The sequence below is a fragment of the Kitasatospora sp. NPDC057692 genome (assembly GCF_042799475.1).
In the GTDB taxonomy this organism is placed as follows: domain Bacteria; phylum Actinomycetota; class Actinomycetes; order Streptomycetales; family Streptomycetaceae; genus Kitasatospora.
Genome location: NZ_JBHVIV010000070.1, coordinates 1 through 18,996 on the forward strand (window position 1 = coordinate 1; position 18,996 = coordinate 18,996).

At 74.6% G+C, this 18,996-nt stretch carries 11 protein-coding genes and 1 pseudogene; 5 read left to right on the forward strand and 7 right to left on the reverse strand.

The genetic code is table 11. From position 1 onward, the window contains the following. The first annotated feature begins 12 nt into the window (after positions 1–12). The 4 genes and pseudogenes from ACFVFS_RS30500 to ACFVFS_RS30515 all read left to right on the forward strand — a co-directional run bounded on the left by ACFVFS_RS30500 (position 13) and on the right by ACFVFS_RS30515 (position 9,860). Complete coding sequence (locus ACFVFS_RS30500; protein WP_380628054.1) at positions 13–3,624, forward strand: SDR family NAD(P)-dependent oxidoreductase; 3,612 nt, start codon at positions 13–15, stop codon at positions 3,622–3,624. A 157-nt stretch (positions 3,625–3,781) separates the two neighbouring features. Then, positions 3,782–8,380, forward strand: a pseudogene (locus tag ACFVFS_RS30505) (type I polyketide synthase); the annotation flags it as partial. A gap of 174 nt (positions 8,381–8,554) precedes the next feature. Then, positions 8,555–9,037 (forward strand): flavin reductase family protein, encoded by a 483-nt coding sequence (locus ACFVFS_RS30510; protein ID WP_380628055.1) that lies wholly within the window; start codon positions 8,555–8,557, stop codon positions 9,035–9,037. 52 nt (positions 9,038–9,089) lie between these two features. Next, the gene (locus ACFVFS_RS30515; RefSeq protein ID WP_380628056.1) at positions 9,090–9,860 is read left to right on the forward strand and encodes a BTAD domain-containing putative transcriptional regulator; all 771 of its coding nucleotides are present in this window, start codon (positions 9,090–9,092) and stop codon (positions 9,858–9,860) included. A 130-nt stretch (positions 9,861–9,990) separates the two neighbouring features. On the opposite strand, the gene ACFVFS_RS30520 is transcribed toward ACFVFS_RS30515, so the two are convergent. From ACFVFS_RS30520 to ACFVFS_RS30535, 4 genes are all read right to left on the reverse strand, one after another. Continuing rightward, the gene (locus ACFVFS_RS30520) at positions 9,991–10,182 is read right to left on the reverse strand and encodes a ferredoxin (protein ID WP_380628057.1); all 192 of its coding nucleotides are present in this window, start codon (positions 10,180–10,182) and stop codon (positions 9,991–9,993) included. Between the two features lie 41 nt (positions 10,183–10,223). Beyond that, the gene (locus tag ACFVFS_RS30525; RefSeq protein WP_380628058.1) at positions 10,224–11,456 is read right to left on the reverse strand and encodes a cytochrome P450; all 1,233 of its coding nucleotides are present in this window, start codon (positions 11,454–11,456) and stop codon (positions 10,224–10,226) included. A 144-nt stretch (positions 11,457–11,600) separates the two neighbouring features. After that, a complete protein-coding gene (locus tag ACFVFS_RS30530) occupies positions 11,601–13,073 on the reverse strand; it encodes an FAD-dependent monooxygenase (protein ID WP_380628059.1) in 1,473 nt (490 codons plus the stop codon). A 171-nt stretch (positions 13,074–13,244) separates the two neighbouring features. Beyond that, positions 13,245–14,738, reverse strand: a complete 1,494-nt coding sequence (locus ACFVFS_RS30535) for an MFS transporter (protein ID WP_380628060.1) — start codon at positions 14,736–14,738, stop codon at positions 13,245–13,247. 130 nt (positions 14,739–14,868) lie between these two features. Here ACFVFS_RS30535 and ACFVFS_RS30540 point away from each other — a divergent pair, with 130 nt between their 5' ends. After that, positions 14,869–15,492 carry a TetR/AcrR family transcriptional regulator gene (locus tag ACFVFS_RS30540; protein WP_380628061.1) on the forward strand — a complete coding sequence of 208 codons (624 nt, stop codon included), beginning with the start codon at positions 14,869–14,871 and terminating at the stop codon, positions 15,490–15,492. Here ACFVFS_RS30540 and ACFVFS_RS30545 read toward each other — a convergent pair. The 3 genes from ACFVFS_RS30545 to ACFVFS_RS30555 all read right to left on the reverse strand — a co-directional run bounded on the left by ACFVFS_RS30545 (position 15,482) and on the right by ACFVFS_RS30555 (position 18,991). Further along, the gene (locus ACFVFS_RS30545; protein ID WP_380628062.1) at positions 15,482–16,972 is read right to left on the reverse strand and encodes an FAD-dependent monooxygenase; all 1,491 of its coding nucleotides are present in this window, start codon (positions 16,970–16,972) and stop codon (positions 15,482–15,484) included. The genes ACFVFS_RS30540 and ACFVFS_RS30545 overlap by 11 nt on opposite strands. Positions 16,973–17,081: 109 nt before the next feature. Continuing rightward, positions 17,082–18,173: an alpha/beta hydrolase gene (locus ACFVFS_RS30550; RefSeq protein ID WP_380628063.1), complete on the reverse strand. Its 1,092-nt coding sequence runs from the start codon at positions 18,171–18,173 to the stop codon at positions 17,082–17,084. Next, entirely contained in the window at positions 18,170–18,991 is an 822-nt protein-coding gene (locus ACFVFS_RS30555) for a 2-oxo acid dehydrogenase subunit E2 (protein WP_380628064.1), read from the reverse strand. Before ACFVFS_RS30555 ends, ACFVFS_RS30550 begins: the two co-directional genes overlap by 4 nt. Positions 18,992–18,996: the final 5 nt, after the last annotated feature.

Here is an 18,996-nt window from a genome sequence, read left to right on the forward strand (position 1 = left end):
CCGGATGCGGTGGTGGGTCATTCGCAGGGGGAGATCGCGGCTGCGTGTGTGGCGGGTGGTCTGTCGTTGGCGGATGGTGCGCGGGTGGTGGCGTTGCGGTCGCGGGCGTTGACGCGGCTGGCCGGCACGGGCGGGATGGTGTCGGTTGCGCTGGGTGCGGAGGTGGTGCGTGAGCGCCTGGCCGATGTGTCCGGTGTGAGTGTGGCGGCTGTGAACGGTGCGGCGTCGACCGTGGTCGCGGGTGAGGTGGGCGCGTTGGACGCGTTCTTCTCGGCGGCGGAGGCGGACGGGGTGCGGGTGCGCCGGATCCCGGTGGACTACGCCTCGCACTCGGCGCAGGTGGAGTTGATCGAGGAGGAGCTCGCCGAGCTGCTGGGGCCGGTGGTGCCGCGTTCGGGGGAGGTGGCGTTCTACTCGACGGTGACCGGTGAGCGGATCGACACCGCGCTGCTGGATGCCGGGTACTGGTATCGCAATCTGCGGCAGACGGTGCGTTTCGAGGAGGTCACGCGGCTGCTGCTGGCGGACGGTTTCCGGCTGTTCGTGGAGTCGAGTGCGCACCCCGTCCTGGTCGTCGGCGTCCAGGAGAGCGTGGAGGCGTCGGGCGAGCGTGCGACGGTGATCGGGACGCTGCGGCGTCAGGACGGCGGCTGGTCGCGTCTGGTCGACTCCCTCGCCCAGGCGTGGGTGGCCGGTGCTCCGGTCGCCTGGAACCAGGTCCCCGCCCTCTCCGCGGGCCGCATCGTCGACCTGCCGACCTACGCCTTCCAGCGTGAGCGCTACTGGCTGGAGGCACCCGCCCTCGTGGGGGACGCGTCGGGCCTGGGGCAGAGCATCACCTCGCACGCCCTGCTCGCGGCCGCCGTCGACCTCGCCGGTGAAGGCGGCGCCGTGTTCACCGGACGCCTCTCCCACGCCACGCATCCCTGGCTGGCCGAGCACGCCGTCCTCGGCAGTGTCCTCCTCCCGGGCACGGCGTTCGTGGACCTCGCCATCGCGGCCGGTGACCACCTCGGCGCCGGACACCTCGAAGACCTCACCCTCCACGCCCCCCTCGCCATCACCGAGAACGAAGGAGTCCACCTCCAGATCACCCTCACCCCCGACCACAACGACGGCTTCACCCTCGCCGTCCACTCCCGCCCCGAGAACGGCGAAGGCGTCTGGACCCACCACGCCGGCGGCCGTCTGACCACCGAGGTCACCGAGCCCGTCACAGCCATCACCGTGTGGCCGCCGGCCGGTGCCGAGCGCATCGACCTCGACGGCCTCTACGACCGCCTCGCCGACCGCGGGTACGAGTACGGCCCGCTCTTCCAGGGCCTCCGCACCGCCTGGCGCCACACCGACGGCGACCTCTTCGCGGAGATCACCCTCCCCCAGGAGGACACCGGCACCACCGGCTTCGGCCTCCACCCGGCCCTGCTCGATGCCACCCTCCACACCCTCCTCCTCGACGACCAGCAGGAGAACCGGGTCGTGCTCCCCTTCGCCTGGAGCGGCGTCACCCTGCACACCAGCGGGGTGACCACCCTGCGCGCGCACTGGCGCGCCACCGGTGACACGACCTACACCCTCGCCGCCACCGACCCGGCCGGCACCCCCGTCGTCAGCGTCGACACCCTCACCGTCCGGGAGATCACCCCGGACCAGTTGGCCGCGCTGAACCCGGGCGCCCGTCCGCTGTACGCGGTGGACTGGGTGCCCGCCCGGACCGACGGGGACGCGGTGTCCGGGCTCCGGGCGGTCCTGGGGGAGGACCCCCTCGCCCTGACCGAGGCCCTGGGCGCGGCCCCGTCCTTCGCGGGTCTCGCCGAGCTGCGGGCGGCCCTGGCCGCCGGTGCCCCGGCCCCGGACACGGTGTTCCTCACCCGGACGTCGGAGAAGCGGGAGTCCGGCTACGACGGCGCCCGCGCGGCGGCGTACGAGCTGCTGGCCCTGGTGCAGGAGTGGCTGGCGGAGCGGGCGCTGACCGGCTCGCGGCTGGTCGTGGTGACGCGCGGGGCGGTCGCCGCCGGCGCGGCGGAGGACGTGCCGGACCTCGCGCACGCGCCGCTGTGGGGCATGCTGCGCTCGGTGCAGTCCGAGCACCCGGACCGGATCGTGCTGCTCGACGTGGACGGCTGCCCGGAGAGTCGGGAGGCCGTCCCGGCGGCCCTGGCGGTCGGCGAGCCGCAGCTCGCGCTGCGGGAGGGCCTGGTGTACGTGCCGCGGCTGGCGGCCGTGCTGCCGCAGCAGAGCACGCCGGCGGCCGCCGCGGGGGCCGGGCTCGACCCCGAGGGCACCGTGCTGGTGACGGGCGCGACCGGGACGCTGGGCGCCCTGGTCGCCCGGCACCTGGTGGAGCGGCACGGCGTCGGCCGGCTGCTGCTGGTCAGCCGGAGCGGGCGGACGGCCGCGGGCGCCGAGGGGCTGCTGGCGGACCTCACCGCCCTGGGCGCCTCGGTGGAGCTGGTCGCGGGCGACGTCGCCGACCGCGACGTGCTGGCCGGGATCCTGGCGTCCGTGCCGGCCGAGCACCCGCTGACCGCCGTGGTGCACGCGGCGGGTGTGCTGGACGACGGGGTGTTCGACGCGCTCACCCCGGAGCGCTTCGAGACCGTGTGGCGTCCCAAGGCCGACGCGGCGCAGCACCTGCACGAGCTGACGGACGGCCTGGACCTCGCCGCCTTCGTGCTGTTCTCCTCCTTCGCGGGGGTGAGCGGCAGCGCCGGGCAGGCGAACTACGCGGCGGCCAACGCCTTCCTCGACGCGCTGGCCCAGCACCGCCGGGCCCGCGGGCTGGCCGCGACCTCCGTGGCGTGGGGCCTGTGGGCGCAGGACAGCGGGATGACGGGCCACCTGGACGCCGCGAACCTGGCCCGGGTGGAGCGCGGCGGTCTGCTGCCGCTCTCGGCCGAGCTGGGGCTGGAGCTGTTCGACCGGTCGCTGGACCGGGCGGTGGCGGGGGAGCGGCCGGCGCTGGTGGCGGTGGAGCTGAGCCTGCCGGCCCTGCACGCCCGGGCCGCCGGGGGATCGCTGCCCGCGCTGCTGGGCGGGCTGGTGCGGGCGCGCCGCCGGGGTGCGGCGCCGTCCGGGGCCGCGGGGCTCGCGGGTCTGGCGGAGCTGGACGCGGCGGGGCAGACCGCGCTGGTGCTGGACCTGGTGCGGGGCCTGGTGGCCGCCGTGCTGGGGCACGCGGACGCGGACGGCGTCGACGCCGAGCGGGCGTTCAAGGAGCTCGGCTTCGACTCGCTGACGGCCGTCGAGCTGCGCAACCGGTTGAACGCGGCCACCGGGCTGCGGCTGCCGGCGACGCTGGTGTTCGACTACCCGACCCCGGTGGCGCTCGCCGCGTTCGTCCGGGACTCGATCGCCCCGGAGCCGGCGGATCCGGCCGAGGTGGCGGTGTCGGCGGCGATGGCGGAGCTGGAGCGGCTGGAGGCGAGCCTGGCGGCGGTGCCGTCGGAGGCGGGGCTGCGCGGGGCGATTACAGCGCGGCTTCAGAACGTCCTGCTGAAGTGGAACGAGGCACCGGGTCGGACCGGGGCCGAGGGGGACGAGGCCGGGGACCGGCTCCAGGACGCCTCGACCGACGAGATCTTCGCCTTCATCGACACCCAGCTCGGACGGTCCGGCGGCTGATCGGACCGGGACACGGGCCCGCAGGACGCGGGCCCGTGTCCGGCAGGCCCGGTGGAGGCGGACCCGTTGGCCGCAGACCCGTAGGACGCAGACCGGTTGGCCGCAGACCCGTAGGACGCAGACCCGTAGGACGTTGCCCGGAGGGCGTTGCACGATGGCAGACAGCAAGGAAGAGAAGCTCGTCGACTACCTCAAGTGGGTGACGGCCGATCTGCAGAAGACCCGTCAGCGGCTGGTCGAGCTGGAGTCCGGTCGGCAGGAGCCGATCGCGATCATCGGCATGGCCTGCCGCTTCCCGGGCGGGGTCCGCTCCCCGGAGGAGCTCTGGCGGCTGGTCGACGAGGGCATCGACGCGGTGGCGGGCTTCCCGGTGGACCGCGGCTGGGACCTGGAGGCGCTGTACGACGCGGACCCGGAGCGGGCCGGCACCTCGTACACCCGGCAGGGCGGGTTCCTGCACGACGCGGGCGAGTTCGACCCGGCCTTCTTCGGGATCAGCCCGCGGGAGGCGATCGCGACCGACCCGCAGCAGCGGCTGCTGCTGGAGACCGCCTGGGAGGCGTTCGAGCGGGCCGGGGTGGACCCGGCGACCCTGCGGGGCAGCCGGACGGGTGTCTTCGCGGGCGTCATGTACAGCGACTACGCGGGGCGCTTCGAGCGGGCCCCGGAGGAGTACGAGGCGTTCCTCGGCAACGGCAGCGCCGGCAGCGTCGCCTCCGGGCGGGTCTCCTACACCTTCGGCCTGGAGGGGCCGGCGGTGAGCGTGGACACGGCCTGCTCCTCGTCGCTGGTGGCGATGCACCTGGCGAGCCGCTCGCTGCGGGAGGGCGAGTCGGACCTGGCGCTGGCGGGCGGGGTGGCGGTGATGTCCACGCCGGGGCTCTTCGTGGAGTTCAGCCGTCAGCGCGGGCTCTCCCCGGACGGCCGGTGCCGCTCCTTCGCGGACGCGGCGGACGGCACCGGCTTCTCGGAGGGGGCGGGCCTGCTCCTGCTGGAGCGGCTGTCGGACGCGCAGCGCAACGGGCACCCGGTGCTCGCGGTGATCCGCGGCAGCGCGGTCAACCAGGACGGCGCCTCCAACGGCCTGACCGCGCCGAACGGGCCCTCGCAGGTCCGGGTGATCCGCCAGGCGCTCGCCGACGCGGGCCTGGAGGCCGCCGAGGTGGACGCGGTCGAGGCGCACGGCACCGGGACGACGCTGGGCGACCCGATCGAGGCGCAGGCGCTGCTGGCCACGTACGGGCAGGGCCGGCCGGCGGACCGTCCGCTGCGACTGGGGTCGATCAAGTCGAACATCGGCCACAGCCAGGCCGCGGCCGGCGCGGCGGGCGTCATCAAGATGGTGATGGCGCTGCGCCACCGGACGCTGCCGAAGAGCCTGCACATCGACGCGCCCTCCGCGCAGGTGGACTGGGCGGCCGGCGCGGTGGAGCTGCTGACCGAGCCGCGCCCCTGGGAGGACGGGGGCCGGCCGCGCCGGGCGGGCGTGTCCTCGTTCGGGATCAGCGGCACCAACGCCCATGTGATCATCGAGGAGGCACCCGCCCCCGCCCCGGTGGCGGACGCGGAGCCGGTCCCGGCGGCCCCGGCCCCGGCCTGGCCGCTCTCGGCCCGTACCGAGGCGGCCCTGCGCGAGCAGGCCGAGCGGCTGGCGGAGTTCACCGCCGAGCGGGAGGACGTGACCGCGGCCGAGGTCGCCCGGGCGCTGGCGGGCCGGGCCGGGTTCGACCACCGCGCGGTGGTCGTCGCGGGGGACCGCGCCCAGCGGCTGAGCGGGCTGCGGGCGCTGGCCCGGGACGGCTCGGGCCCCGGCGTCGTCACCGGGCGCGGCCACGGCCGCCCGGACGGCGCGACGGCCTTCCTGTTCACCGGGCAGGGCAGTCAGCGGCTCGGCATGGGGCGTCAACTCCACGCGGAGGAACCGGTGTTCGCCCGGGCGCTGGAGGAGGTCGCGGAGCGGCTGGACCGGCATCTGGAGCGTCCGCTGCTGGAGGTGCTGTTCGCCGCGCCGCGCTCGCCCGAGGCGGCGCTGCTGGACCGCACCGACTACACCCAGGCCGCGCTGTTCGCGGTCGAGACGGCCCTGTACCGGCTGCTGGAGCACCGGGGTGTGACACCGGACTTCCTGCTCGGCCACTCGGTCGGCGAGGTGGTGGCGGCGCACGTCGCCGGGGTGCTGTCGCTGGACGACGCGGCCGTGCTGGTGGCGGCGCGCGGACGGCTGATGCAGTCGGCCCGCGGCGACGGATCGATGGTGGCGCTGCAGGCCTCCGAGGAGGAGACCCTGGCCCTGCTGGCCGGCCGCGGCGAGGCGGTGGCCGTCGCCGCGGTCAACGGCCCGCGGGCGACGGTGATCTCCGGTGACGCCGCGGCGGTGGCCGAGGTGGCCGGCGCGTGGCGGGCCTCGGGGCACCGCACCAAGCGGCTGAAGGTCAGCCACGCCTTCCACTCGGCGCACATGGACGGGATCCTGGACGAGTTCCGCGCGGCCGTCGCGGGGCTGGAGTTCCACGAGCCGGCCGTCCCGGTGGTCTCCAACGTCACCGGGGTCGCGGCCACGTCGGAGCAGCTGCGCTCGCCGGACTACTGGGCGCGGCAGATCCGCGGCACCGTGCGCTTCCTGGACGGCGTCCGCTTCCTGGAGGCGCAGGGCGTGCGGGCCTTCCTGGAGCTGGGGCCGGACGCGGTGCTGACCGCGATGGCCGGGGAGGGCCTGGCGGCCGAGCCGGCGCTGCTGGCGCCGCTGCTGCGCGGCGACCGCCCGGAGCCGGCCGCCGTGCAGGGCGCCCTGGCCCAGGTCTGGGCGCGCGGCGGCGCGGTGGACTGGCGGGCCGGGGCGCCGCGGACCGGGCGCGACCTGAGCGCCGAGCTGCCCACGTACGCGTTCCAGCGCCGGCGCTACTGGCTGGAGGCGCCCCGGCCGGGGGAGGAGTCCGCGGCGGCGCAGGACGAGGGCTTCTGGAACCTGGTCGACGGCGGCGACGCCGAGGGCCTCGCGGTGGCGCTGGGGCTGGACGCGGCGGGCCGGGACGCGCTCGACCGACTGCTGCCGGCGCTCTCCGAGCGGCGGCGCAGCGCCGGCTGGAGCTACCGGGCGGGCTGGCAGCCGGTCCCCGAGAGCGGGTCGCCGCAGCCCGCGGGCGACTGGCTGTTCGTCCTGCCGGAGTCCGACGCCGACCACCCGTGGGCGTCGGCGGCGGAGCGGGTGCTGGCCGCCGGCGGCGGCACGGTGGTGCGGGTGGTGCTGGGCCGGGCCGACGACCAGCCCGACGTGATGCGCGAGAGGCTGGCGTCCGCGATCGAGCGGGCGGGCGCGCGGATCGCGGGCGTGCTGTCGCTGCTCGCCCTCGACACCGCGGCGCACCCGTGGGAGGCGACCCTGCCGGGCGGGGTGCTGACCGCGCTGATGCTGGAGCACCGGATGACCGAGATGGCGCTCGACGTGCCGCTGTGGTCGGTGACCTCGGGCGCGGTGTCGGTGGCGGGCGAGGCGCCGGACCCGGAGCAGGCGCTGGTGCGCGGTGCGCTGGTGTCGGCGTACGCGGAGCCGCACCTGCGCGCGGGCGGCCAGATCGACGTGGCCGGGGTGCCGGACGGGGCGGGGGAGCGCAGGCTCGCCCGGATCCTGGCCGGCGGCGCCGGCGAGGAGGACCAGCTGGCGGTCCGCCCGGACGGTACCTTCGCCCGGCGGCTGGTCCGGGCGCCGGGGCCGGACGGGGCCGACGGGGAGGCCTGGCGTCCGCGCGGCACCGTGCTGGTGGTCGGCGAGCAGCCGGCGCCGGTGGTCCGCCGGCTGGCGGGCCTGGGCGCCCGCGGCCTGCTGCTGACGGCCGACCCGGGACCGGCGCTGCTGGCGGAGCTGGCCGCGGCGGAGGTCCGGGTGACGGTCGGTGCGGGCGACTTCTCCGAGCCGGGCGCGCTGACCGCGCTGCTGGCCGGGGCGCCGCAGGACCTCCCGGTCACGGCGGTGGTGTACGCGGGCGGCGGGCGGCGCGAGGCCGATCCGGGCAACCGCAAGGGCCGGCTGGCCCGGCTCAGCCGCTCGGTGGCCGGGCTGCGCGCCCTGGAGGAGGCGACGGCGGGGCTGGACCTGGAGGTCTTCCTGCTCTTCGCGGGGACGGTCGGCCTGCTCGGTGAGCCGGGCACCGCGGGTGAGGCGGCCGGCGCGGCGTACGCGGAGGCGCTGGTGCTGCGGCGCCGGGCCGCCGGGCTGCCCGCGACCTCGGTGGTCAGGGGTCCGTGGCCGGGCGAGGAGGACGAGGCCCCGGCGGGGCTGCGGGTGACGGCCCCCGAGCCGGTGCTGGCCCGGATCGACCCCCGGGGCGGGACGGCCGTTCAGGTGGTGCTGGACCTCGACTGGGGCGCGCTGCCGGTGCCGGGCCTCGACCCGGTGCTGCGGGCGCTGCCGGAGGCCGAGGAGCTGCTGAAGGCGGCGGCCCCGGCCGGCGGGACGCCCGGCGGCGGCGCCGGGGGCCTGCGGGAGCGGCTGGCCGGGCTGGACCAGGCCGCCCAGGAGGAGGTGCTGGCGGAGCTGGTGCGCGGTCTGTCCGCGGAGGTGCTGGGGCACGGCGACCCGGCCGCGCTGGACGTCGACCTGACCTTCGTCGACAGCGGCTTCTCCTCGTTCACCGCACTCGAACTGCGCAACCGGCTCTGCGAGGCCACGGCGCTGGAGCTGCCCCCGGTGGTGGTCATGGAGTACCCCACCCCGGCCGAGCTGGTCGCGTACCTACGGGAGGAACTCGGCGCCGCCTGACGTTCCCGCAGATCAGGAGGCGTTACCCGAATCACATACGTATGTAAGTAGTTTCGCAGATGTTCGAACACCTCAACTACGCGAAGCTGGAACCAGAGGCGACGAAGCCCTGCCGGAAACGGCAGGGCTCGTTGCGTCTGCAGCCCATGCCGTGCGAAATCGGGGGAAACGATGATGTCTGCACCTGTGAGCGGTGATGTCTTCCGCCGCGTCTTCCGTCACCACGCCAGCGGGGTCGCCGTGGTCACCAGCAGTGGTGAGAGCCCGGCCGGGTTCACGGCGACCTCGGTGGTGTCCCTGTCCGCGGATCCACCGCTGCTCTCCTTCGGACTCAGCTGTACCGCCTCGTCCTGGCCGGCCTTCGCGGTGGCGGGGCACGTGGCGGTGCACCTGCTCACCGAGGAGCAGCAGGAGCTGGCCGCCACCTTCGCCCGGAGCGGGATCGACCGCTTCGCGGCGCCCACCGCGTGGCGGCCGGGACCGTACGGCGTCCCGGTGCTCGACGACGTGCTGGCCCTCCTGGTGTGCGAGGTGGTCGACCGGGTGTCGACCGGCGACCACACCCTGGTGATCGCCGAGCCGAAGCACACCGAGTACCGCGAGGACGGCCGTCCGCTGCTGTACCACGACGGGCAGTTCCAGACCCTGTCGCGCTGAGCGCGCACGGGGGACGAGTTCAGTTTGTACGACGGAGAACGGGGAGTCTTCGATGCGGTACGAAATCATGGGTGGTCTGCGGGTGTGCGACGGCGAGGCCGTCTCCGTCGTCAGCGCGCGGAAGATGGAGACGCTGCTGGCGGTCCTGCTGATCCGCGCGGGGCAGGTGGTGACGGTCTCCCAGTTCACCGCCGAGCTCTGGGGGGAGAGTCCGCCGCGGCGGGCGACCGCCGCGCTGCACGTCTACATCTCGCAGCTGCGCAAGTTCCTCGACCGGCCCGGCCGGGCGGTGAACCCGATCGCCACCCGCTCGCCCGGCTACCTGCTGAGCCTCGGCCACGACACGCTGGACGTCCACGAGTTCCAGCAGCTGATGACCCAGGGCCGGGCGGCCATGAAGCGCGACCGCTACGAGGAGGCCTCGGCCGTGCTGGACGGGGCGCTGGCGCTGTGGCGCAGCCCGGTGCTCAGCGAGCTGCGGCTCGGCCCGATCGTCAACTCCTTCGCCGCCTGGGCGGAGGAGGCCCGGCTGGAGTGCATCGAGATGCGGATGGACGCGGACCTCGCGCTCGGCCGCCACCGCGAACTCGTCAGCGAGCTCTACAGCCTGACGGCGGAGCACCCGCTGCGCGAGGCCTTCCACCGGCAGCTGATGCTGGCGCTGTACCGCTCGGAGCGGCAGAGCGACGCGCTGCGGGCCTACGCCAACGCCCGGGAGACCCTCAACGACGAGCTGGGCATCGAGCCCGGCCGGGTGCTGCGCGACCTGCAGCGCTCCATCCTGCTGGACGACGGCCGGCTGGACCTGTTGCGCGCCAGCTGACCAGCCGCCCGGACCGGCCCCCGGGGCGGGGGCCGGTCCCGCGGCGTGCGGCGGAACGGCGGCGGACGACGGAACGGCGGTGGGGCGCCCCCGATCGGGGGCGCCCCACCGCCGTTCCACGGTCACGGCCTCAGCCGGCCAGGGTGATGGCGCGCTCGGGACAGGCGCCGGCGCCGCGCCTGGCCCGGTCCTCCTGCCCGGGGGCGACCTCGAAGTCGCCCTGCTCGTTGTAGCCCTCGTCGGTGACGCTGTACACGTCGGGCGCCAGGACGATGCACATCGAGTGCCCCTGGCAGCGCTCGCGGTCGACGCTGATCCTCATCTGGTGGCTCCGTTCCGGAACGTCGGGGTGGCCGGGGGGGCTCAGCCGAACGTGAGGTCGAGGTTGTGGACGCCGCGGGCCGGCGAGTAGTGGTGCACCGGGGTGCTGCCCGGGGTGAGGCGGTAGCTCGGGATGCGGGTGTGCCACTCCTCCAGGGCGATCTGCAGGATGCGCCGCGCGACGTGCATGCCGAGGCAGCGGTGCGGCCCGATGCCGAAGGCCAGCTGGCGGGTGGACTCGCGCTCGAAGTCGACCTGGTGCGGGCACTTGAAGACCTGCGGGTCGAGGCCGGACAGGCCCCAGGAGAGCAGCACCCGGTCGCCCTTGCGCAGGGTCACGCCGTGGCGCTCGACGTCCTGGGTGACCAGCCGGCCGGTCGAGGAGACCGGGGAGTGGCGCAGCAGCTCCTCGACGATGGTGGGGATGCGCTCGGGGTCGGTGCGGATGACGTCCTGCACCTCGGGGTGCTCGGCCAGGTAGAGGAAGATCAGGCCGAGCGCCGAGGTGGTGGTGTCCAGGCTGGCGAGCATGGACACGAACAGGGCGTTGACCATTTCGTCCTGGGTGGGCCGGCGGCCGTCGTACTCGGCCTCCAGCAGCTTGCTGATGACGTCCTCGCGGCCCTCGGTGCCCTCCTCGCGGCGGCGGTCGACGGCGTCGCTGAAGAACTGCCACAGCGGCTGGTTGGCCTTGCGGAGGTCCTCGTCGTTGCGGGCGTTGGGGATGCCCACGTGGCGCAGCCAGTGCTTGTGGTCGAGCAGCGGCTGGAGGTGCTCGCGGCCGATCCCGAAGTTGATCAGGAACGCCTCGGCCGGCAGGACGGTGGCGAAGTCCCGGATGAACTCGGTGCGGCCCTCGGCGACCAGCGGCTCGACGGCCTCGGCGGCGGCCTGGCGCAGCTGCGGGGTGAAGTGGTTCACCACCCGGGGGTCGAACAGGTTGGACAGCGTCCGGCGCCACTGGCGGTGCTCTTCGCCGTCGAGCTGGATGGGGATCTGCTTCTCGGGGAACAGCTGGCGGTGCGGGATGACCAGCTCGGCGCTGGAGAAGATCTCCGGGTTGCGGGCGGCCCACTCGATGTCCTCGTAGCGGGTCAGGATCCAGAACCCGCCGCCCTCCTCGGAGCGGATGACGGGGCCGAGCTCGCGCAGCTCGTCCCAGTACTCGACCGGGTCCTGCAGCCACGGCTGGTACAGGCTCCAGTGGCGGGCCCGCTCCTCCGGGGTGGCGGGTGCCTGCACGGCGGGTCCGCCGGTGCCGTCGACGACCGTCATTGTCGAACTCCTTCAGGGGGTGTCTCGCCGCCCGGGCGGCCGGCAGGGTGTCCCGACCAGGCTCGGCGCACCGGCTAACGGTCACCTTTCCGAGGCCTAAAGCGGCCCTGCCGGGGCGCCCGCCGGCGCCCCGGCAGGGGTGCGTCAGGCGCCCGCGCCGAACCAGAGGGCCAGGGCGTGGCGCAGGCCCGCCGGGTCGCCCTCGGGGGTGTCCACCCAGGCGACGTGGCCGTCGGGGCGGATCAGCAGGGCCGGGGCGTCGATGCCCTCGGCCGCCTCGGCGGCGACCACGTCGACCCGGGCGGTCCAGCCGGCGGCCGCCGCCAGGTCCGCGGCGCCGCCCGAGAGGTCCAGCAGGACCCCGCGGCCGCCGCGCAGCGGCTCGGCGAGGGAGGCGTGGCCGGCGCCGGTCAGCGCGGCGTCGGGCACGGGCCGGCCGAGCAGCGGGTGCGCGGTGCGCTCCTCGCCCTCGGGGCGCGGCAGCGCGTACCCGGTGGCGGTCGGCAGCTTCAGCAGGTGCTCGTTGACCGCGGTGATCCCGGCGATCTCCTCGAACATGGTGCGCAGCGGGGCGGCGCGGTGCAGCGGGTGCATCAGCGCCATCTGGGCGCGGGCGTGCCGGGCGACCCGCTCGCCGACCGGGCGGCGCTCGGCCTCGTAGCTGTCGAGCAGCCCGGCGGGGGCCCAGCCGTTGATCTCGGCGGCGAGCTTCCAGCCGAGGTTGGCGGCGTCGTGGAGGCCGGTGTTCAGCCCCTGGGTGCCGGAGATGAAGAGCACGTGGGCGGCGTCGCCGGCCAGCAGCACCCGGCCGTCGCGGTAGCGGTCGGCGAGCCGGGTGCGGCCGCCGAAGCGGGCCAGGAAGTCGGTGCGGCGGATGTCGGGGGCCTTGCCGGTGACCCGCTCGACGGCCTCGCGCAGCTCGTCCTCGGTGACCGGGACGTCGTCGGCGGGCGGTTCGGCGCCGAACTCGATGGTCATCAGGCGCAGCACGCCGGGCCGCAGCGGCAGGGCGCCGAAGACGCCCTCCTCGGTCAGGCCGCCGCTGAAGGCCTCGTGGGAGTCGGAGGCCAGCTCGACGTCGCCCAGCACACCGCGGTAGGTCTTGCCGTCCCCGGAGAACGGGATGCCGGCGAGCTCCCGCACGGTGCTGGCCGGGCCGTCGGCGCCGACCAGGTAGGAGCCGGCGAGCTCCTGCTCGCCCTGCGGGGTCCTGACCCGCACCCGCACGCCGTCGGCGTCCTGGGTGAAGCCGATGACCTCGTGGCCGCGGCGGATGTCGGCGCCGAGCTCGCGGGCGCGCTCCTCCAGCAGCTGCTCGGTGCGCCACTGGGGGTGGGCGAAGGTGTGCTCGCGCGGGTCGACCGCGTCGACGTCGAGCCAGATGAAGGCGAAGGGGGTGCGGGGCCAGGTGAAGATGTCGCCGTCGGGGATCCGGTCGCGGACGCCGCGCTGCGCGAGGAGCTCCAGGGAGCGGCCGTGCAGGGCCATGCCGGCGGACGCCTCGACGCGTTCGGTGCTCTTCTCCAGGACGATCGCCTCGACGCCGGCGAGCGCCAATTCGGCGGCGAGCAGCAGGCCGGTGGGGCCGCCTCCCGCGATCAGGACCGGCTGGCTCATGCTGGGTTCCTCGATTCGACACAGGCTTCTACGGTCGTGACGATCCTGGTCGCGAGGGCTTAATGACCCCTTAAGCAGGGACCGCCGCAACCGGAGGTGGCCGAGCCCTCCCCCCGGGGAAGGGGAAGGCTCGGCCTGCTTCGGTTGCGGCGGTGCGTGGGTGACGTCTCGTCAGCTCTTGACGGAGGCGAGTGGGGCGGCCGCGGGCTTGGGGGTCCGGATGACCAGCAGGGTGACCAGCGCGGCGGCCGCGCTGAACACGGTGCCGATGGCGAGGGCGCTGGAGATGCCCTCGGAGAGGATGTGGTCGGCCTTGGCCACGACCTCCGCGCCGGCGTCCTTGGCGGCCTGGCGGGTCGCGTCGCCGAAGACGGTGATCAGGATGGCGATGCCGAGCGCGCCGCCGATCTGCTGCATCGACTGGAGCAGGCCCGCGGCGGCGCCCGAGTCCTGCGGCGGGACGCCGGCCAGGATGGTGACGTTCAGCGGGACGAAGCTCAGGCCGGCGCCGATGCCGAAGAGCAGCAGCGGACCGAACAGGCCGGCCAGGTAGGTGCTGCCCTCGTCGATCTGGAAGCTCCAGACGATGCCGGCGGTGATCATCAGGTTGCCGGTCAGCATGAGCGGCTTGGGGCCGAACTTCGGCAGCAGCTTCGGGACGAAGCGGGCGGTCGAGAAGAGGCCCAGCGCCAGCGGCAGGAAGGCGAAGCCGGTCTGCAGCGGGCTGAAGTCCAGGACGTCCTGGAGGAACAGGGTGAGGAAGTAGAACATGCCGAACATGGCGGCGGAGAGCAGCAGCATGTTGCCGTAACCCGCGGTCCGGTTGCGGACGTTGAGCAGCTTCAGCGGCAGCAGCGACTGCTCGGTGCGCAGCTCGATCAGGATGAAGGCGGTCAGCAGGACGACCGCGGCGGCGAAGCAGGCGAGCGCGGTGCCGTCGCTCCAGCCGTTGGAGGAGACCCGGATGAAGGCGTAGACCAGCGAGACCAGGCCGCCGGTGGCGGTGACGGCGCCGGGCAGGTCGAAGCGGCCGGCGTTGCGCGGGGGCTCCTTGATGTAGCGCGGGGCGAGCACGATGATCGCCAGGCCCACCGGGATGTTGACGAAGAACACCCAGCGCCAGGACACCCAGTCGGTCAGCACGCCGCCGAGGATCAGGCCGATCGCCGCGCCCGCGCCGGAGACGGTGGAGTAGATGCTGATGGCCTTGGTGCGCGCGGCGTCCTGGAAGTTGGTGACGATCAGGGCCAGCGTGCTGGGGGCGGCGATCGCGGCGCCGACGCCCTGCACGGCGCGGGCGATGATCAGCACGGTCTCGTTGTTGGCGAGGCCGGCGCCCAGCGAGGCGGCGGTGAAGACCGCGATGCCGGCGATGAACACCCGGCGGCGTCCGAGGATGTCGCCGGCGCGGCCGCCGAGCAGCAGCAGACCGCCGAAGGCGAGGGTGTAGGCGTTGATGACCCACGCCAGGTTGGTGTTCGAGAAGTGCAGGCTCTTCTGCAGCGACGGCAGGGCCACGTTCACGATCGTCGCGTCGACGATCACCATCAGCTGGCAGGCCAGGATGACCAGGAGGGCGATCGTCCCGCCGCGCTTGGCCTCGCCGACGCTCGCGGTGGATGGGGTTCCGGAGGTCGTGGCTGGGGAGGTCGACGAGGTCGACATGGGTGTCTCCACGGAGTGATGATGTCAGGGGACATCGATGGACCAGATAAGGAACAATGAGGTTCACTATAGGGGTGCCGGGTGGGCGCCGCAATGGGAGTCCCCGGCTGACCCCGATTCAGGAGGAGTAATGGGCGCAGTAGTTGGCAGCAACGTCCAACGGCCGGGCGCGGCAAAGGAGTCCGGGGCCGTCGAGACCCGCCGCCGGGGCGCGGTGCTGGAGAAGGCGATCTTCGACGCGGTCTTCGAGGAGCTGCGGAACGTCGGCTACGGCAAGCTCTCCATGGACGGTGTCGCCAACCGCGCCCGCACCGGCAAGGCGGGCCTCTACCGGCGCTGGTCGAGCAAGGAGACGCTGGTCCTCGACGCGCTGCGCAACGTACTGCCGATCCCCGGCGAGCTGCCCGCCGAGGGCAACGTCCGGGACGACGTCCTGATGCTGCTGCGCTGTATGCAGACCGCCCTCAACTCGGCCCACGGCGCCGTTTTGCCGGAGGCGGCGGCCGATGTCGAGGGCGGCTGCGCCCGCACGGTGCGCGACTGCGTCATCCAGCCCTGCCGGGAGATGCTGCTGCAGGCGCTGGAGCGCGGCGTCGACCAGGGGGGCGTACGGGCCGAGGCGGTCACCCCGATGATCGTGGGCCTCGGCCCCTCGATGCTCATCGGGCGGGTCGTCACCGACGGTGTGCCGATCCCCGACGCGTACGTCGTCTCCCTGGTCGACGATGTGCTGATGCCGCTGATCAGGCCCTGACCCCGGAGACCGGACGGCCCTCGCCGAACCAGTGCCCGAGCGCCTCGCGCAGGCCGGGGCCGTCCGTGCCCTCCGGGTCCACGAAGGCCGCGTAGCCGTCGGGCCGCACCAGCAGCACGCCCTCGGGCAGTCCCTCGGCCGGCCGGGCCTCCACCACGTCGACCCGCTCCGCCCACGGCGCCGCGGCCGCGGCCGCCAGACCCCGGCCGGAGGTGTCCAGGACCACGCCGCGCGCGGTGTGCAGGGTCAGCGCGACGTTCGACGGGCCGTCCGGGGTCTCCAGGTCCACCAGCGGCACCCGGCGGCCGAGCAGCGGGTGGGCCGGCCCACCCGCCTCCTCGGCACCCGGCACCGGGTAGCGGATGCCGAGCGCCGTCAGCACGTCCACCAGGTAGTCGCGGACCTCCTCGAACTGCAGGAGGTCGGTGAAGAGCTCGCGCAGCGGCTGCACCTCGTTCAGCGGGTGCAGCAGGGCCTCCTGCGCCTGGGTGTTGAGGGTCAGCCGGGCGCCGACCGGGTGCCGCTCCTCGTGGTACGAGTCCAGCAGGCCGGGCGGGGCCCAGCCCTGGACGGCCGCCGCGAGCTTCCAGCCCAGGTTGATGGCGTCCTGCACGCCGGTGTTCAGCCCCTGCCCGCCGAACGGCAGGTGGATGTGCGCGGCGTCCCCGGCCAGGAACACCCGGCCCGCCCGGTAGCGCTCCGCCAGGCGGGTCGCGCTGCCGAACCGGGACAGCAGGTGCCGCTCGCCGAACCGCACCTCGATGCCCATCACCCGCCGCACCGCCTCGGCGAACTCCTCGGTGGTGAGGGGCAGGTCGCGGTCCGGCGGGACGACGCCGAACTCCATCGTGGTGAGCCGGTGCACCCCCGGCTCCATCGGGATCTGCGCGTACACGCCGCCCTGGGTGAGCTGCGGCCCATAGACGTACTGCTCCGGGTCGATCAGCTGGACGTCCCCGGTGATCCCGTTGACGCTGGAGGAGGTGCCGGGGAACCCGATGCCGGCGAGCTTGCGCACGGTGCTGGAACCGCCGTCGGCGCCCACCAGGTAGGCGCCCCGCAGCCGGTACTCCTCCGAGGGGCCGCGCACCTCGACGGTGACCCCGTCCTCGTCCTGGACCAGGCCGACCACCTCGTGCACCCGGCGCACGTCCGCGCCGAGCTTGAGCGCGTGCTCCTCCAGGCGCTGCTCGACGTCCCGCTGCGGGACGCGCTTGGCGACCAGCTCCGGGGCGATGATGTCCTTCAGCTCCAGCAGGCCGAAGTTGTAGGTGCGGGCCTGGCCGTAGTCGTCGAACCAGTCGAGCCCGCGCTGCCGGAAGCTCTCCAGCGACCGGGCCTGGAACGTCTGGGCCCGCGACCACTGCGGCGCCTCGGGGAGCTTGTCGAGGACGACGACCTCCACCCCGGCCAGGCGCAGCTCACAGGCCAGCATCAGGCCGGTGGGGCCCCCGCCGGCGATGACGACCGTACGACTCATGGTTGAACTCCTCTGGTTTCTCTGACGGTTCGTGGGGCGGCCCGGAGCGGCCAGGAGCGGCGTGGGACGGCTCTGAGCGGCCCGGAGCGGCGGCCGGGGCCGGTCGGCCTCAGCGGGGCGGGCCGAGGATCCGCCGGCGGGCGCCCAGCAGGAACAGCAGGACGTCGAGGAGTGCGTGCGGCACCCCGTAGCCTCCCCGCATCCGCAGCACCGACCGCACGTTCCACAGCCGGGTCTCGCCGACGTACCGGGGCGAGGCGTGGACGTCGTCGTAGGTGTGCAGCCGCAGCGAGCGCAGCCCGGCCCGCAGCCGCTCGACGTCGCCGGCCGGGATGATCTCGTCGCGCAGGCTCACCGTGCACGCCACCGGGACGTCCAGCGCGGCGAGCTCCTCGTCCTTCAGCGCCCAGCCCGCCAGTTCGGTGCCGAGGTCCTCGACCGGCACGCCGGTGAGATGGGCGAGGGTGTCGACGGTCACCCGGGGCAGCGCGCGCTGCCAGGCGGCGTCCGTGAAGAAGTCGTGCACCGGCGCGCCCGCCAGCACCAGCCCGCGCAGCCGCGGGTCGCTGCCGGCCGCGCGCAGCGCCAGGTGGCCGCTGAAGCTCAGCGCCACCGCGTAGGTCTCCTCGACCCGGGCGCGGTCCGCGAGGGCGTCCAGCAGCGCGGGCAGGATCCGCCAGCTCTCGGAGTCGTAGCGCACGGTGTTCTCGCCGGCGCCGGGCATCTCGGTGACCACCATCGCCATGCCCAGCCGGTCGGCCAGGGCCAGCAGCGGCGCCCACTGCTCCTTGATGCTGACGATCCCCCCGCTCACCAGCAGCAGCGGGCGGGGCTCGGTGGCGGACAGGCCGGCGGCCCAGCAGCCGACCCGGCCGCCGGGCAGGTCCACGTCGATCCGCTCGATGCCGCTCTGCGTGCGCCGCCAGCGCTCGAACAGCTCGACGCAGCGGTCCAGGGCGCGTTGGCGGGCCGGTCCGTCGACGTAGGGGAAGCGGGCCATCGCGTGGCTGCGGATCGCCTCGGGCAGCCTGCCCGCCAGCTCCAGCTCGTCGCCGTCGCGGGACCACTCGTGCACCCAGGAGCCGGGGCCGTCCCCGTCGGAGGTGATCCGCTCCAGCACCCGCTCGTAGCGCTCGGCGGGGATGTTCTGGGCCTTGGCGTGCACCACGACGAACTGCTTGAGCTCGGTGACGTCGTTCACCCGGCACCCCCGGAACGGGCCTCGGCGGGCACCAGGGCGTCGGCGGGCACCGGGGCCCCGGCGGGTTCCGCGGCCCCGAAGGACTCCAGGCCCTCCTTGACCTCGGTCAGGATGTCGGCCGCCTCGGCGCCGTCGAGGATCCGGTGGTCGAAGGCGAGGCTCAGCCGCATGGTCGGCGCGATCGCCAGGGCGCCGTCGCGCACCACCGGGCGGTCGGTGATCCGGCCCACGCCGAGGGTCACCGGGGTGCCGCCCACCGAGTGGAAGCCGTCCACCGCCCGGTGGCCGAGCGAGGTCACCGAGAAGGTGCCCATCCGCTGGGCCCGGCCGGCCAGCGGGCGCACCACCCGGCGGAAGGCGGTCTGCGCGATCGGGCGGGGCAGCTTGTGCAGCAGCGGCAGGCCGGCGTACTGGGGCAGCTGCTCGGGGTCGGAGTCCCGGTAGTGCTCCAGCCTGTCCTGGATCTCGTCGAGGTCCGCCCGGTCGAGGTCCGGCAGCACCGCGGAGAGCACCACGCGCTGGCCGCCCCAGGTCTTGTCCAGGGCGATCTTGGCATGCGCCCCGGGGCTCGGCGCGACCTTCGGCAGCACGCCGCCGCGCACCGCGACGTTCGCCTGCGGATGGCGCACCAGCACCCGGGCGGCGGTGTGCAGCACGTAGCCGATCACCGAGTGGCGCCGCCCGGTCCGCTCCGCGCGGTGCTCCAGGACCCGGGCCATGTCCACCTCGGTGTCGAGGAAGACCGGGGAGAAGGGGCGGATCTCCTCCAGGAAGTACAGCGTGTGCCGCCGCTGCCGCGGGACGTGGGTGCCCGTCACCTCGG